Here is a 15,078-nt window from a genome sequence, read left to right on the forward strand (position 1 = left end):
CGCGATCCGGCCTGACGCCAGCCGGGACACCCACTTTCCCTCTGCCTGGTGGAGCAGCAACAGGAACACTCACCATTCCCTTGGAAACCCGTGTCTGAGTGTACTTTTCTCACGCCAAAAGAGCACCAACCGGGACACTCACAGAATCCGCTGGGCGCTCCTTACGGCAATTGCTGCCATTGGTATCCGGTGAGGGTTGGCTCAGCGCAGGGCACATTATCCGGAATCCATCCGCCTCGAAGCGCCCGACCCCCATTCGAAGTACGAGCGGACCATCTTGAGCGGGCGGAAGAACATCCGGGGGCACCCAACATCCGGAGTCCCGGTCGAACCTGGTCCAGGTCTACATCGTTGTGGCTTCAGCCGAAACCGTCGCGAAAGATCAAGTCGTTGTGCAGGCGATAGGCGCGGAACGCACTCTCGCCGCCGACAAAGATATCCATCTGATTGTCGCCATTGGCGTCGATCACTTCGAGTGCACGGGTCTGCCGCACCATGTGTGGCGAAATTGCAAGCAAAGTGCCCGACTGCAGATCAAACACACGAAGCTGCTCATCTACCAGTACCGCTATCCGCACCGCAGTCGTCTGCGATTCGTGGAAGACACGCACTGCAGCCACAGCCCCCGAACCAACCTGGAGGTTTCCGACCACGGCATGAGTTACTCCATCGAGAACCAGCACTGCGCCGGCGCTAGTACCGACAACGGTCTCATCGCGGCTGTCGCCGAGGACATCGAACGTGGCCACGGCCGTGTAGCTGGCATCGCTGGACTGCCACTGCACGTGACTGGCTCCATCGAACTGGAACAGATACCCCCCGCTGCCATTGCCCGCGATCGCAGCGATATCCTTGATGCTGTCACCATCGAGGCGGCCAACAGCAATGTCGATGACACCGCCAAAAGTCGAGCTCAAATTGATGGAGCGCCACAATTCTGCGCCGGTGGCCTCGTCAGTCACCATGACGTAGCGACCAGGCGATCCGGTATGTGCACCGTAGCTGCCCGACACGATTTCGCCATTTCCGTCCCCATCCAGGTCTGCCGCGACCAGTGCATTGATCGGTGAGCCCTCGTCGTACAAGCGCTGGTACATGACCGTCGAAGTATCTTCATCCAGTCCATAGATCGCTCCGTCGTAAAGACGATCGGTTCCGACAAGCAATGCTTGTTCACCCGCAATGCCCGGGGCTCCATAGGCAAGCGCATGAATGCCGGTCCAGGCAAACCCCTCGAATGTACCGGGTTCCGTTCGTGTCAGTGGCGCCAGCGTCGATGCATTCCACTGCCAGACAATGCCATCGTCGTAACCACTTTCGCTTTCGAACGAAGCGAATGCGATCTTTGCCCCTGCACTACCCAGAGCAGGCTTCACCGCAACGGCGCTGAACGGCCCATCGGTGTGCAAGGTCATCCATTTTGGCGTGAGGGCTGGAAGCGAATAGACATACAGGTTGTCAGGGCCCGTGCTGTTGTGCCCCCCAGTCCACAGGAGTTCGCCAACACCATCGTTGTCAACATCGCCAACGATGACGCGACCAGTACCGGAGTTCGGGTTCGATACGGACCAGATGACTTGTCGAGTAGTGAGGTCAATCGCCGATTCGTCACCCCATTGCCCGCTTCCGATCAGGGCATCGGGGACGTCATCACCATTGACGTCAGCGAAGCTCATCGCATCGAGGTCACCAAGTGAGTTGATTTGCCACTTGGGTGATTGCAGGTCAACGTCGAATGCGGTCAGGTAGTCCCAGTCCGACTCGGCGATCAGTTCCAGCTTGCCGTCATTGTCGATATCGACCAGGCCGACCTGGATTCCAAAGGCCCCGGCGGGATACGTCCAGACGGTCTGCGATACCAGTGTGGAGCCCGAACGGGTCAGCCGCAAAACCTTGCCCGAGCTCAGTACGACCTCCACAAGGGCGTCGTTGTCCACGTTGCCGATGGCCATCCTGGATGCTCCCTGCGCAATGGATCCTCGAGCTTGCAGAGTGAGCGGATCGAGCAAGGTGATTGCGCCGCTGCTGAGTACCACGAGGTCCAGCGATCCATTGTTGTCCGCATCCGAAAGCGCGAACTGTCCGATATTGCCGCTGACGCTGGCCGTTTCACTTCGTGGAACCAGAGAAGTACCTTCAAGTACGCGCACGCTGCCATCGCCAAGTCCGACTACGACTTCTTCCGCGCCATCCCCATTCAGATCGAGCAGGGCAGCTGTCTTGATACCCGCGGCATATGCTTCCGTAAAGGCAACCTGCGAATACCCGTCCGGGTTTCCCGCGTCCGAACGCAGCACACTCAGCAGGCCCGGGCCACCGAACGTCACCGTCGTTCCAGAAACGACAACTTCGTTATTCCCATCACCATCAAGGTCCCCTACACCGAGGGCGGCAACACCAAGCATGTTCCCCAATATGGAGTAGCCACCTTGGTAGTCGAGCAATTCAGGTGGCGTGCCCGCATTCGCGGCACCTGCCAACAGGAACAAACCACAGGTTGATGCGATGGCAGGCAATTTCATCGGGGCTTCCTTTCAGGCCTGCAGCATCCGCACGGCAGGAGCGCCGTTGCTTGTCGACATTTGCAGGAGATTCGAGTTTACCAAATTGTGCAGAACAGTAGTGTTGCCGTGGCAGCAATTGGGACACTCGCGATCCCGACGGGACCATCTGAAGACCATGACTGCCCCCCGACAAGCAAGCAACTGGGACGCGCACTGTCGCCCCCCAATACCTGGCAAGATCCTGGGTGACCCGAATCCAGCTTTCCAGGCAGGTGCCCACGACTGCGGGGACAGTGCGAAATCTGGTCGCCCTGCCCTATGCTTCGCGCATGAATCGCCTTCGCCTGCTCCGTGTCGGTGCGCTGGACCTGATTTCGGCGGCCGCGTTCCTCGCGATCTGGCTGCTGCGCGATCGTTTCGAGTACGACACCTTGCGCTCGTTGCTGCTATGGCCGGTCGTGTTTGAAATGTATCTGTCGTTCACGTTGTTTCTTGCCGGACTGCTCTACAACGTACGTCGCGCCGCGGGACGCTGGATTTGGTTTGCACTGTTCATCCTTGCCTATCTGTTCGCAGCCTGGCTCACGGGCGAGAATTCGTACATGCCGCAAGCCTGGACCATTGCATTCTGGTTGTTGATTGCGCGCATCTGGCCACCACGCACACTCGCGTTTGGCAGTCGGCCCTATCTGGAGTGGTTGCAGCGAGGTGCCGGCATTTCCTTCATGCTCTGGGGCGCGGGCTTCGTGGCGATGATGATGTTGGTCCTCTTCGTGCCCGGCCACACCGAGACACTAGCCGACGGCACCCAAAGGAGCGCATCACCGGCCTGGATCTTCCCACTGGTCTGGACACCCTACTTCATCGCCGAAGCGATCCATCGCGCCTGGCGTGATACGCGGCTGGAGGAAGAGAATGCAAAGCGCGCTGCCAGCAAGCACTGACTGTACCGGCTCGGGTGGAGCAGCAACTGGGGTGCCCACCATTCCCTTGAAATTGTGGATGTCCTGAGACTTTTCGATTGAACTTTATCGGGCCCCTGCTGCCTGAACTTCCTGCGAGAATGGCAACATCCGGGACGCCCGCTATCCCCTGAATTTGCGGGTGTCCTGAAGCTTCCCTGAAACTTCCTCTTTACGACATTCTGCTCAATGGCACGAAATCCATGCGAATTCCCATTCTTACCTATCACTCACTGAATGGCGCGGACGATAGCTATGGATCGAATGATCACGTCGCGCTCGCAGCAGACTTGAACATGATCTACTCGATGGACGGTAGAATTGTTTCCTTACGATCGATCGTCGAAGAGGTATTAGCCCCCGCTCCATCCAGTCCGAAAGGCAAACTACAGGTAGCCATCACGTTTGACGACGGCGCAAATTCCGACTTCATCGACTTCCATCACCCGGAAGTGGGCACCTACGCAAGCTTCTTCAACATCATCCGGGCGAGTCGGCTTTACAAGGAATCGCGGTACTGTCGAGACGCGTCTTTTGCAACCTCGTTCGTAATCGCTTCGCCTGAAGCGCGCTGGCAACTTGATCATACGTGTATCGCGGGTCGCGACGATTGGAGAGATGACTGGTGGCTTTCTGCGGCCGAAACGGACGTACTCTCGATTGCGAATCACAGTTGGGATCACCTGCATCCAACGTTGTCGAGCGTGGCCCAAAAGGATCAGAAGCGAGGATCATTCTTCGACATCTGCGACAAGGGGGATGCTGACATTCAGGTCCTTGGGGCGCAGGACTATATTGAAAGCAAGGTCGGCAAGCGCGCGGAAAAGTTGTTCGCTTATCCCTATGGCCATGTCAGTGAATACCTGCGAGACATCTACTTTCCCCAGAACAGCGATCGAATTCTCGCCGCATTCAGTACCGCAGGCGAATATGTTACGGAGACAAGCAATCGATGGGCGCTACCCAGATTTGTCTGCGGGGATCACTGGAAGAATCCCGATCAATTGCAGGGCATCCTCGAAGGCGCTTGCCAGGGCGAACCGGATACCGGAGCAACCCGGACACCCATTGCCTGACCCCTGCTTTCCGATTGCGATGGCCCAGTGAAATCGCGGGCATCCCGTAGCAGCCCCTGACGGCCCCTCGGTTGAACTTTGTCGAGCCCCTGCTGCCTGAACTTCCTGCGAGAATGGCAACATCCGGGACGCCCGCTATCCCCTGAATTTGCGGGTGTCCTGCAACCTCTCCTCCCTTAGACTTCCCCACCCTGCTTTGTCGCGCACTTTAGAAACACCTTGAGGATCCGCCACTTGACGTTTCCACCTATCGCCGGTGGCATTAGCAGAACGCTGCGCGGCGCCGTCAATCCAGCGAGGGACCGTTCCGAGCGCGTGCAACGTGGCGTGGCGGTCGTGTCGACGCTGCTGCTGCATGTGCTGTTCGCACTTGTCCTGATGTCGCCGCCCACCCCGATCACCACGACCGAGCCACAGGGCCAGGCGGGTAGCAGCGCCATGGAAGTGACGCTGCTGGACGAGGAGCCGGTCAGTCAGCCGCCGCCGCCCTGGCCTGAGCCCATACATCGCAAGCCGATGCCCCCCAAGCGTCCGAAGGCACCACGCGCAAACGCGCCCAGACCGCCCACGCCAGTCGCGCGATTGGACGATACTTCCGACACTCCAACTGTACTGCCCATCACCGAGCCCGAACCGCCCGACACCGCGGAGCCACCCGAGAAGCCGTTTGGACCGCCACCAGGCTTCCGCCCGAATGACAACGCCCGCGCGAACGCGGCACTGGCCGCCAAGCTCGGCAGGAAACGGGGGCGCAGCAACAATGCGGCCCCGGTTGGAAGAAACATGGGAACCGACGGCTTCCATGTGTACTACGATCTGGCCGACGAAAACCGCCTGCGCGCCTGGCGCAACCAGGGCATGACCGAGCTCTATCTTCCGATGCCCGGTACCTTGCGACGCATGGTCTGCCCGCTGGAGGTGGCGCTGCGGCGTGGCTCCGGCGAATGTCGCATGGTCGAAATGGATTCACCGGAACTCGAGTTCATCGGCGACGCCCGCGAAGTCATCAATATTCAACGGGTCTACCGCCTGGGCAAGGAGGTCTGGAGCGGACCGGGGTCGTACCGCTGAGCCGCGCGTTCGCAAACGCGCAAACCTTGCCTGACACTGACAACCGGGATACCCACAGATTTTCCCGATTGCCTGGGAAGGCCATGGGTGTCCCGGATCGTGCCGCGGGTGTCTCGAATCAACTCCTGACTCAGCCCAATCGACTGCGCGTCTCTTCAGGCTTCGAGCCTTTGAGGATCAGGGAGACTTGGCGCTGAACTTGAGGTCGATCTCGACGGGCTCGTCGAATATCGATGCGTCGGCCACGCTGACAATTTGCCCGCTGATCGTTCCGTTCGCAACAACAACGTCGCGCGCCTCGAGGATACCGATGCTGCTTACGCCGGAGCGCTTCAATGCTGGATGGGCGAATTCCGCTCCAATAACGTCGTAGCCATCGTCGGAAGCTACCAGAGTAATCACGATTGCACTGCCCAAATCGCCCATTTGAGCGCTGAAATCAGGGCTGGATTCCTTGCTCGCGTCCTTCTCCGAAAGAATCACCTTGGTGGTTGGCTTGTCCATGTAGGGGTCACCCCATTTCGCGAGCGCGTACTTGGGTGGCGCATCCGTGCCGTTGGCGCGGTAGTGTCCCTCCACCGCCGCAAAGGCATCAGTCGCAGCGAAAATGAGCAGTGCCGTCAGAATCATCTTGTACATCTGCAATCTCCACGGGGACAAAAAAGCGCCGCCAGCCGCGTACGCAGCGGGTCCAGCCCCGCGAACCCGCACCAAAATTGTATCGAAACAAGGCGACTACCGGGACACACTCAAGCTGGTCCCGTATGCTTGCCCGAATCACCAGTGCCCCGGATCAGCACGGGTGACATCTTGAGTGTCCCGGATCGGCGCTGCAGGGGAATACGGTGACGGACGACACAAGCTTCAGCCAGAGCATTGCCGTGGTGATTGGCATCAATCGCTACCAGGCGGATGTTCCGTCACTGCGCTCTGCCGTCAACGATGCCAGCCGCATTGCCGACACGCTGCAAAAGCAGCATGGCTACAGGACCATTCTCCTGCTCGACGAGCAGGCCACGCTGGCGGCCTTGCTTGACCTCGTCGAGCACCAGTTGCCCGCAAGTGTCGGGGACAACGATCGCGTGCTGTTCTACTTCGCCGGCCACGGCGTCGCGGTGAGCGGCGACGAAGGTCCACAGGGATTCTTGCTGCCGCAGGATGCGCGTCGCGGGAATGTGGCCAGCTATCTCGAGATGACCCGGCTGAACGAGTCCCTGATGTCGCTTCCCTGCCGGCATATGCTGATCATTCTCGACAGCTGCTTTTCCGGTGCCTTTCGCTGGTCGGCGCGGCGCGACGCGTCGTTTGCACTGCCCACGGTCTATCAGGAGCGCTTCGACCGCTTCCTGCAGGATCCGGCCTGGCAGTTGATCACGTCGGCAGCCTACGATCAGACCGCCGCCGATGAATGGAGCGGCGGCGACTTCGGCAACCGTGGCGATGGCGGTGCGCACTCGCCCTTCGCCGAAGCGCTTCTGGTTGGCCTGGTCGGTGCGGCGGATCTGGTCCCGAAGGACGGTGACGGCGTGATTACCGCCACCGAGCTCTACATGTACCTGGAGGATCGGCTGCAGCCGAAGAGCATCCAGTACGGCACGCGGCAGACTCCGGGTCTGTGGCCCTTGCGCAAGCACGACAAGGGCGAGTTCATCTTTCTGGTGCCAGGGGTTGAGCGCTGCCTGCCTTCGGCGCCTGTCCTCACCGGCGACACCAACCCGTACCGCGGACTGGCCGCGTTCGAAACGCGCCACGCCGATGTGTTCTTCGGCCGCGAAGAACCCATCAATGCACTGGTCGCGAAAATTCGCGGCCAGTCATTGACCGTGGTGCTGGGCGCATCCGGCACCGGCAAGTCCAGCCTGGTGAAGGCCGGCGTGATCCCACGCATGGCAATCGAGCACACGTGGCAGATCCTGCCGCTCATGCGCCCGGGCAGCGATCCATTGCGCGCACTGCAAGCCTCGCTCGACAACGAGTCTTCCGGCGCTCAGCCCGCGTCCATTGAATCGGCGCTGGCACGCCTGCTCGCATCGACCGACGCACCGCTTCTGCTGGTCATCGACCAGTTCGAAGAGTTGCTGACGATGACCCGCTCGGCAGATCAGCGCGCGAGCTTTCTCGATCAACTTGCAGCGATGTTGAAACAGGCCGATGGCCGTCTGCACCTGGTATTGACGCTGCGCTCGGACTTCGAAGCACTGTTTGACCATTCGCCGCTGGCGGATCTCTGGCAAGTCGGGCGCTTCGTGGTGCCACAAATGTCGCGCGCCGATCTGCGTGCCGCGATCGAAGGCCCTGCGCTCGAGCGCGTTCTCTACTTCGAGCCCTCATCGCTGATTGAGCAGCTGGTCGATGAAGTGGCTGCGATGCCGGGTGGCCTGCCTCTGCTCTCTTTCACTCTCGCCGAGATGTATCTGCGCTACATCGCGCGCGCGTCGGATGATCGCTGCCTGACCCAGGCCGACTACGATGCGCTGGGCGGCGTCGTGGGCGCGCTGCGCTCGCGCGCCGATGCCGAGCTGGCCGAGCTGGACGCCGCACAGCAGGCGACCCTGCGTCGACTGATGCTGCGTATGCTGCGGGTTCAGCACGGCGCGCTGGTGCGCCAGCGGGTCAGCGAATCGCAACTGCAGAACAGGGATGCCGAGGAAAGCGAGCGCTTGCAGCAGGTGCTGACGCGACTGGTCGGGGCGAGGCTGGTCGTACGCGGCGTCGATGATCAGGGCCAGGCCTTTGTCGAGCCCGCGCACGATGCCCTGGTCAGCTCCTGGGGACAGTTGCTGCAATGGACGCACGAGGCGCAGGATCACGAGCCGGATTTGCCGTTCCTGCACGCCCTGCAGCGCAGCGCGGAGGAATGGTCCAGCGCCGCCCCGGCGGATCGATCCGGCCTGCTCTGGCGCGACAAGCTTCGCAGCCGGCGACTCTGGTCGCTGCGCCGCACCGAGCCGTTCCAGCTCAGCCAGATCGAGGACCGCTTCTGCCGCGCCAGCATCTCCCGCTGGCGGTTCCTGCGCAATACGGCGATCGGGCTGGTTGCGGCGATTGCCCTGTTCGGACTGCTGGCTGGAGCGCTCGGCCTGATCGCCTCGGAACGTCGTGCGCAAGCGGACCAGCGACGCATCGAGGCGGAAGAACAGACCCGACTGGCGCAGGCCAATGCGCTTACCGCTGCGCCCGCGGCGCGATCGACGGTGAAGGCAACGCGACGCTCGGCTTCAAGCTCGCTGCTGCCGCTCTGACGCTGCATCCTGATCACAAGCCCGCGCTCTGGTTGATGCGAAAGGCGCTCTACGGCAGCGGCTTCATCGCCGATCGTGGCTCGATCATCTCGACGCCGTTCGCGCGAAAACTGGGCGAGGATGTCGGCGAGGTTGCGTGGTCGCCCGACGGCCAGCATATCGCTACCTGGCACTATGACAACGACGAATCCGGCATCGGCGAGCTGACGATTTTCTCCAGCGACGGCACGCGCCGCAGCCAGACTCGCGTGCAGCAATACACCGGAGCGCAGTTCGACAGTACGGGCCGCTATCTGATCTGGCCTGACGAGGGAGACGAACAACCACAGGGCAAGCTCGCGCTGGATCTCGACGGCCAGAGGGTTTCGGAAGCCACGCTGGAGACACTGCGACCGTGGGCATCCGACAACCGCGAACTCGTGATTGAAAATCCCGACGGCACGCCCTTGCATCGCGTCAGCAGTGCCGACGGGCGTGTCCGCGCCGGCGTTCTGACGGTATTTGACTCCGACCCGCCGGTGCTGACATCGGATTCGCTGGTCTTCGGCGTCGAGATCGACGGCGTACGCCTTTCGACCGAAGGCGAATGCCATGTCTGCGGTGGACTCGCGATCCGGTCGGACGGCTCGTTGATCGCCACGGCGGACTGGAAAGGCGAGCTGTCGCTCTGGAAAGCCAACAGGCATTGGCAACATGCCGCGCCTGTGGTCGTACTCAAACGCGGCAGCGGCAGCGAAAGCGGCATTCGGGATCTGTCGTTTTCAGCGGATGGATCGCGCCTGCTGGCGCGCGATTGGCGCGGCGATGCCTGGCTCTGGGAAATCGGATGGCTCACCCTCGGCCACGCAGGCCAGGGAGGCAGCAGCGAACCCGGGAGCGCCTCCGGCGATGCCGGCTACAGCATCGACCTGAACACCGAGGGCTTGAGTGCAGACACGCCCAACGCCGTGTTGACGGTGACCAACGAAGCCAGCGGCAGCCAGTGGCGCAGGACTTTCGTCAGCGGCGAAGTGCGGGTCGGCCTGCAAGATGAGCTCATCACCGTCCTTGACGACTTCGGAGTCTTTCTCCTCGACGTTGACGGAACGCAGTCGATCAAGTTGCCGATCAACGACATCAATGCAGAAGGTTATTTCGACTTGCTGGATAGTCAGCATCCGATCAGTCCGTTGTTCAATAGGGCGGACGACAACCTGTCGCTGAATGCGCCCTTGTCCGCCGAGGCGATGATCGGTGCTGCGCGCGAGGAATTTCCTCGAGATAAGCCCCGAGGATCAGGCGCGCTGGGGCGTCACGGACGCGATTGCCGCGCAAGCGCTGGATCTGCCTGCAGCGGAAGATGATTCGACATGGGCGGCGTTGAAGCGCGCGCTGGGAGTTGACTCCGACCACGACGCCGAGCGCAACCCGCCGGCGCAGCCACCTGCGGAAACACCCCGGCATCGACAGTGACCGTGCCTGTGCTGTGGCAGAGCTTGCTTGACCTCACACCACAGCCGGCACCTCCCATCCAGCCCGATGAAGCCTTGCAGCCCATTCGCAACATCGCTGCCGATCTGCGCGACGCGGGTCTGTTGGGCGCACTGCAAGCGATGTCTCCGCCTACGATCTTCCTCAGCGGCCCGCATGACGTCAGCAGTGGGAATACGGTGACGGACGACACGAGCTTCAGCCAGAGCATTGCCGTGGTGATTGGCATCAATCGCTACCAGGCGGATGTCCCGTCACTGCGCTCTGCCGTCAACGATGCCAGCCGCATTGCCGACACGCTGCAAAAGCAGCACGGCTACAGAACCATCCTTCTGCTCGACGAGCAGGCCATCGCATGGCGCGCTTTGAACGAGCAGCCTGCCCTTCGCGATCAAATCCTCGCGCGCTATGCCGAGTTGCAATCCGGACGCGGTCACTATCTGCTCGACGCCTTGCAGCCGATGGCGGAGGCTCTGGGTCCAATCGACGAAGGCGAGCCCGCCGATGTTGCCCAGGCTGCAGGTTTCTGGATCAGGCGAATACTGGACGGCACCGCCCCGTTGTTCGATAGCGCGCTGCACCATGCACTCGATTGCTACGACCCGGACTTTGCAGCAAGCCTGTATGCGGAGCAGGCGCAGGCGCCTTAGCAGAATCACGAAGCGCGATGGGCCCGGAATGTCGTCGCTTGTCGCCGGTTTCCGACAATAGGGCCAGGAAATTGCCGGGCCGCGGTTGGCTTTTTCTGCTCGCGCAAATGCGTGCCCTGGGATTCTCGTGCAGCTTCAATCAATAGCAGTTCAGGTCGGCTTCCATTGATTCTGCAGCACAGGGTGTGATTGACTGGATCGTTCTGGACGCACGTCCACAAGCTCTTGAAAGCGAGGTTTCATGGCGATTGGTGTATGGATCAGTCTGGGTATTTATTTCTTGTTGATGCTTGCGATCGGCTACTACGCCTATCGCAACTCAACGGCGTCTGCCGAGGAATACATGCTCGGCGGACGCAAGCTTTCACCCGCGGTAGCGGCGCTTTCCGCCGGGGCATCGGACATGAGCGGCTGGCTGCTGCTGGGTTTGCCAGGAGCGCTGTTCGTCGCCGGCCTGACCTCGGCCTGGATCGGAATCGGCCTGACTCTGGGCGCACTGGTGAACTGGATCGTGGTCGCACCGCGCCTGCGCGAGCAGACCGAACGCTACGACAACAGCCTGACTATTCCTGAATTTCTCGCCAACCGTTTTCCCAGCAGAGCCATGGCCTTGCGCGTTGTCTCGGCCGTGATCATCGTGGTGTTTTTCTCCGTGTACACCGCGTCGGGCCTGGTAGCCGGCGGCAAACTCGCAGAAAGTGCTTTCAGCAGCGTGCTCGCGTCCAGCCCGATGAGTACTTACGCGACCGGTGTGTCGCTGACACTGGGCGTGGTGCTTGTCTATACGGTGATCGGCGGCTTTCTTGCCGTCAGCCTTACCGATTTTTGCCAGGGCGTGATCATGATGCTGGCCTTGATCATCATGCCACTGGTCGTGCTCTATGGATCGGGTGGCGGCGGCCTCGCACAGGCATCGGAAACACTGGCGACACTGGATCCAAACTACCTGTCATGGTTTTCCGGGCTTTCGGTTGTCGGCTTCCTGTCGGCCATCGCCTGGGGCCTCGGCTACTTCGGGCAGCCGCATATCATCGTGCGCTTCATGGCCATTCGTTCACTCCGGGACGTTCCGACCGCTCGCAACATCGGCATGTCGTGGATGATCATTTCCGTGGTCGGCGCGATCAGCCTCGGTGTGTTCGGGCGTGCGTATGCGGTGCGCAACGGGATCGAGGTCGCTGACCCCGAGACGATTTTCATCGTGCTGGCCGACATGCTGTTCCACCCGCTGGTGACCGGCTTCCTGTTTGCCGCGTTGCTGGCGGCGGTGATGAGCACCATTTCCAGCCAGCTGCTGGTCGCTTCATCGTCGCTGACGGAGGATTTTTATCGGCTGTTTCTGCGCAAGGAAGCCGGTGAAAAGGAGGCCGTGCTGGTCAGTCGCGTGAGCGTACTGGTGGTCGGCATCGTCGCTGCCGTCATCGCATGGGATCCCACCTCCAGGGTACTGGGCCTGGTCAGCCACGCGTGGGCCGGTTTCGGTGCCGCCTTCGGTCCGCTGATCGTGCTGGCGCTGACCTGGCGACGCATGACGGGGACAGGGGCAGTCGCCGGCCTGATGGCAGGCGCGCTGACCGTGATGGGCTGGATCGCAATGGGCTGGGACGTCAGTTTCATGGGTGGAGCAGGCGTCTACGAAATCATTCCGGGCTTCGCTGCCGCATCGGCTGCGATCTATTTCGTCAGCCTGGCCACCGCGAGCCAGACCGAATTCCGGGCGGCACCGGTGCCGTAGGCATCCTTTTGTCATTCACGACAACTGCGACACCCGCCGTTGCCCTGTTCAAGCGGCCGATGCCGCCATCGACCCAAGCACGATGCTTGCGATGAACATGGTCCAGTCATTGAAGACATGAGCGATGGTCGAGGTCCAGATGCTCCTGGTTTTCATATAGGCCAGGGTCAGCACGAGCCTGACCGGTCCGATCACGAGTAGCGCCTGGAATACGTTCCAGTCATAGGTCGGCAAATGGATTGCGCCAAAGATCAGCGCCGAACCGATCCACGCAACGACAACCGATGTGCGGCGCGACAGTCCAATCTTCTTGACGCCCAGCCACAGCAGGAAAAGGAAAGGCAGGATCGTTATCACTTCCTCACCGAACAGCTGGAGGCCCGTACGCGAAAAGAACACCAGTGCCCCGCCAGCCGGTCCGTCCTTGGCGAGCCCGGCGACGGTTTCATTGCTGGCAAGATCCAGCACCTGCAGCAGCAGGGCACCCCCGCCGAGCGAGAACACGAGATTGAGTGCGCCGAACGCCAGGCCCCACCACAGATAGGACATCCGGAATCCGTTGAAGAGCACACCGATCCTGCCGCCCGTCCGCCAATAGAGTGCGGCCAGCGGGATGACGAAAAACAGGATGGCGCGGGTGAGGCCATCAGCCGTGCTGCCCATCCATTCCAGCGGCAACGGCAGGTCGGTCAGAACCGCAAGGCCGAGCGCCAGGGCCGCCAGGACGATGAACCAGTCCAGCCAGTCCAGCGCCACTGGCTTGTCGTCGAAATAGGGATAGTCAAGCTCTGTCTGCTTCACGGCGTCCAATTGACCTCCAGCAACATCATTCAATCTCGAACTGCAGAAGTGTAGTCAGCCTCTACAACGAACTGTCGCGCATCCCGGGCGGCAGCCACTTCGGCTCGCCTTCCCTGTTTCCGAAAGCCACGTGCAAGGCTTTCCTCTCAACACCGGCCATGGGATCAAGTATGCCGGGCGTAATCATGCGCTTCCGTATCACCGCTTGTTCCCGACTAGTCCGCGACGACGCGCCAGATCGCGTTGCCGACATCATCCGCGACCAATAATGCACCGTCTCCGCCAATTTCAACACCGACGGGACGACCATACGCCGTGTTTTCCTCGCTCAGGAATCCGGTCAGGATGTCCAGCGCCTCGCCGTTGGGCTTGCCGTGCGCAAACGGCACGAAAATGACGCGGTAGCCGCTGGGGGGATTGCGATTCCAGGATCCGTGTTGACCGATGAACATGCCGTTGCGGAACTGGTCCGGCAAGGCCGTCGAACTTGAATAGACCAGGCCCAGGGAAGCCGTATGCGGACCCAGGGCGTAGTCGGGCACGAGTGCTGCTTCAACGAGGTCCGGCCGAGGAGGCTTGACGCGCACATCGACGTGCTGACCGAAGTAACTGTAAGGCCATCCATAGAATCCACCCTCACGGACGGACGTCATGTAGTCCGGAACCAGATCGCTGCCGATTTCATCGCGCTCGTTAACGGTTGTCCACAGCATGCCGGTCGTGGGTTCAAAGGCCAAGCCATTGGGATTGCGCAATCCGGTGGCGTAAAGCGTCTTGCTTCGTGACACCGGGTCGATCTTCCAGAGGGCAGCGCGCCCGACTTCTGCCTGCATGTCGTTCTCGCCGACGTTGCTGTTCGAACCCACGGTCGCAAAGAGTGCGCTGCCGTCCGGGCTGGCAATCAGGCTCTTCGTCCAATGATGATTGATCGGCCCGGCCGGCAGATCGACAATCGCTGTGGGCGCAGTCCTGATCTCGGTGGTGCCGGCCTCATACGGGAAGGAAACCACGCCGTCGGTATTGGCGACAAACAGTTGATCGCCGAGAAGCGCCATGCCGAACGGGGATTTCAGATCCTCGATGAAGATACTGCGGAATTCCGCGATGCCATCGCCGTCGGTGTCCCTGAGCAAGGTGATCCGATCAGCGCTCGGAACACCGGCGCCAGCCCTTTCCATGGCTTTTTTCGTGAGGAACCCCTTTATGCCCTTGCCGTCCTCGGGTTTGGCAGGCGCATTCGATTCGGCAACAAGGACATCGCCATTCGGCAATGCGAGTAGCCAGCGCGGGTGGTCGAGTCCGGTCGCAAACGCGTTGACCCGGGTTCCGGCCGCGGGCACAGGTGTGATTCCTGTCGGCCATCCCACTGCCTTGGCAATCTTGACCGTTGGAATCAGGGTCGGGTTGGGCGGCGGAAGTTCGGGAGAGGGCCCCATTCCAGCCTTGACCGGAAGTGTCGCCGACTCGCCACAGGAAACAATGATTGCGGATGCAATGACCACCACGACGACCGCCAGCACGATGGTTTTTCCGTTCATCGTATTCGTTCCTCTTGCCCACAAACCAC

At 61.1% G+C, this 15,078-nt stretch carries 11 protein-coding genes; 7 read left to right on the forward strand and 4 right to left on the reverse strand.

Annotated features, from left to right (window positions below; translation table 11 throughout):
- Positions 1-359 precede the first annotated feature (359 nt).
- Entirely contained in the window at positions 360-2,522 is a 2,163-nt protein-coding gene (locus tag R3F00_RS02555; RefSeq protein WP_371280135.1) for a hypothetical protein, read from the reverse strand.
- A gap of 311 nt (positions 2,523-2,833) precedes the next feature.
- On the opposite strand from R3F00_RS02555, the gene R3F00_RS02560 reads away from it, so the two are divergent.
- From R3F00_RS02560 to R3F00_RS02570, 3 genes are all read left to right on the forward strand, one after another.
- On the forward strand, positions 2,834-3,448 hold the full coding sequence (locus R3F00_RS02560) for a hypothetical protein (RefSeq protein ID WP_371280136.1): 615 nt from the start codon (positions 2,834-2,836) through the stop codon (positions 3,446-3,448).
- A gap of 221 nt (positions 3,449-3,669) precedes the next feature.
- Positions 3,670-4,542: a polysaccharide deacetylase family protein gene (locus R3F00_RS02565; RefSeq protein WP_371280137.1), complete on the forward strand. Its 873-nt coding sequence runs from the start codon at positions 3,670-3,672 to the stop codon at positions 4,540-4,542.
- A gap of 234 nt (positions 4,543-4,776) precedes the next feature.
- The gene (locus tag R3F00_RS02570) at positions 4,777-5,613 is read left to right on the forward strand and encodes a type II toxin-antitoxin system RelE/ParE family toxin (RefSeq protein ID WP_371280138.1); all 837 of its coding nucleotides are present in this window, start codon (positions 4,777-4,779) and stop codon (positions 5,611-5,613) included.
- A 177-nt stretch (positions 5,614-5,790) separates the two neighbouring features.
- Here R3F00_RS02570 and R3F00_RS02575 read toward each other — a convergent pair whose 3' ends face one another.
- Entirely contained in the window at positions 5,791-6,252 is a 462-nt protein-coding gene (locus R3F00_RS02575) for a hypothetical protein (RefSeq protein WP_371280139.1), read from the reverse strand.
- A gap of 206 nt (positions 6,253-6,458) precedes the next feature.
- On the opposite strand from R3F00_RS02575, the gene R3F00_RS02580 reads away from it, so the two are divergent.
- The 4 genes from R3F00_RS02580 to putP all read left to right on the forward strand — a co-directional run bounded on the left by R3F00_RS02580 (position 6,459) and on the right by putP (position 12,710).
- Positions 6,459-8,855, forward strand: a complete 2,397-nt coding sequence (locus R3F00_RS02580; protein WP_371280140.1) for a caspase family protein — start codon at positions 6,459-6,461, stop codon at positions 8,853-8,855.
- A 35-nt stretch (positions 8,856-8,890) separates the two neighbouring features.
- On the forward strand, positions 8,891-10,198 hold the full coding sequence (locus tag R3F00_RS02585) for a hypothetical protein (protein WP_371280141.1): 1,308 nt from the start codon (positions 8,891-8,893) through the stop codon (positions 10,196-10,198).
- A gap of 105 nt (positions 10,199-10,303) precedes the next feature.
- A complete protein-coding gene (locus tag R3F00_RS02590) occupies positions 10,304-10,975 on the forward strand; it encodes a caspase family protein (RefSeq protein ID WP_371280142.1) in 672 nt (223 codons plus the stop codon).
- A gap of 241 nt (positions 10,976-11,216) precedes the next feature.
- Positions 11,217-12,710: a sodium/proline symporter PutP gene (gene putP, locus R3F00_RS02595; protein WP_371280143.1), complete on the forward strand. Its 1,494-nt coding sequence runs from the start codon at positions 11,217-11,219 to the stop codon at positions 12,708-12,710.
- 48 nt (positions 12,711-12,758) lie between these two features.
- Here putP and R3F00_RS02600 read toward each other — a convergent pair whose 3' ends face one another.
- Together R3F00_RS02600 and R3F00_RS02605 are read right to left on the reverse strand one after the other, a co-directional pair.
- Positions 12,759-13,511, reverse strand: a complete 753-nt coding sequence (locus tag R3F00_RS02600; protein WP_371280144.1) for a lysostaphin resistance A-like protein — start codon at positions 13,509-13,511, stop codon at positions 12,759-12,761.
- A 215-nt stretch (positions 13,512-13,726) separates the two neighbouring features.
- Positions 13,727-15,049 carry a sorbosone dehydrogenase family protein gene (locus R3F00_RS02605; RefSeq protein WP_371280146.1) on the reverse strand — a complete coding sequence of 441 codons (1,323 nt, stop codon included), beginning with the start codon at positions 15,047-15,049 and terminating at the stop codon, positions 13,727-13,729.
- Between the last annotated feature and the right edge of the window lie 29 nt (positions 15,050-15,078).

Source organism: Dokdonella sp., from assembly GCF_041395345.1.
GTDB lineage: Bacteria > Pseudomonadota > Gammaproteobacteria > Xanthomonadales > Rhodanobacteraceae > Dokdonella.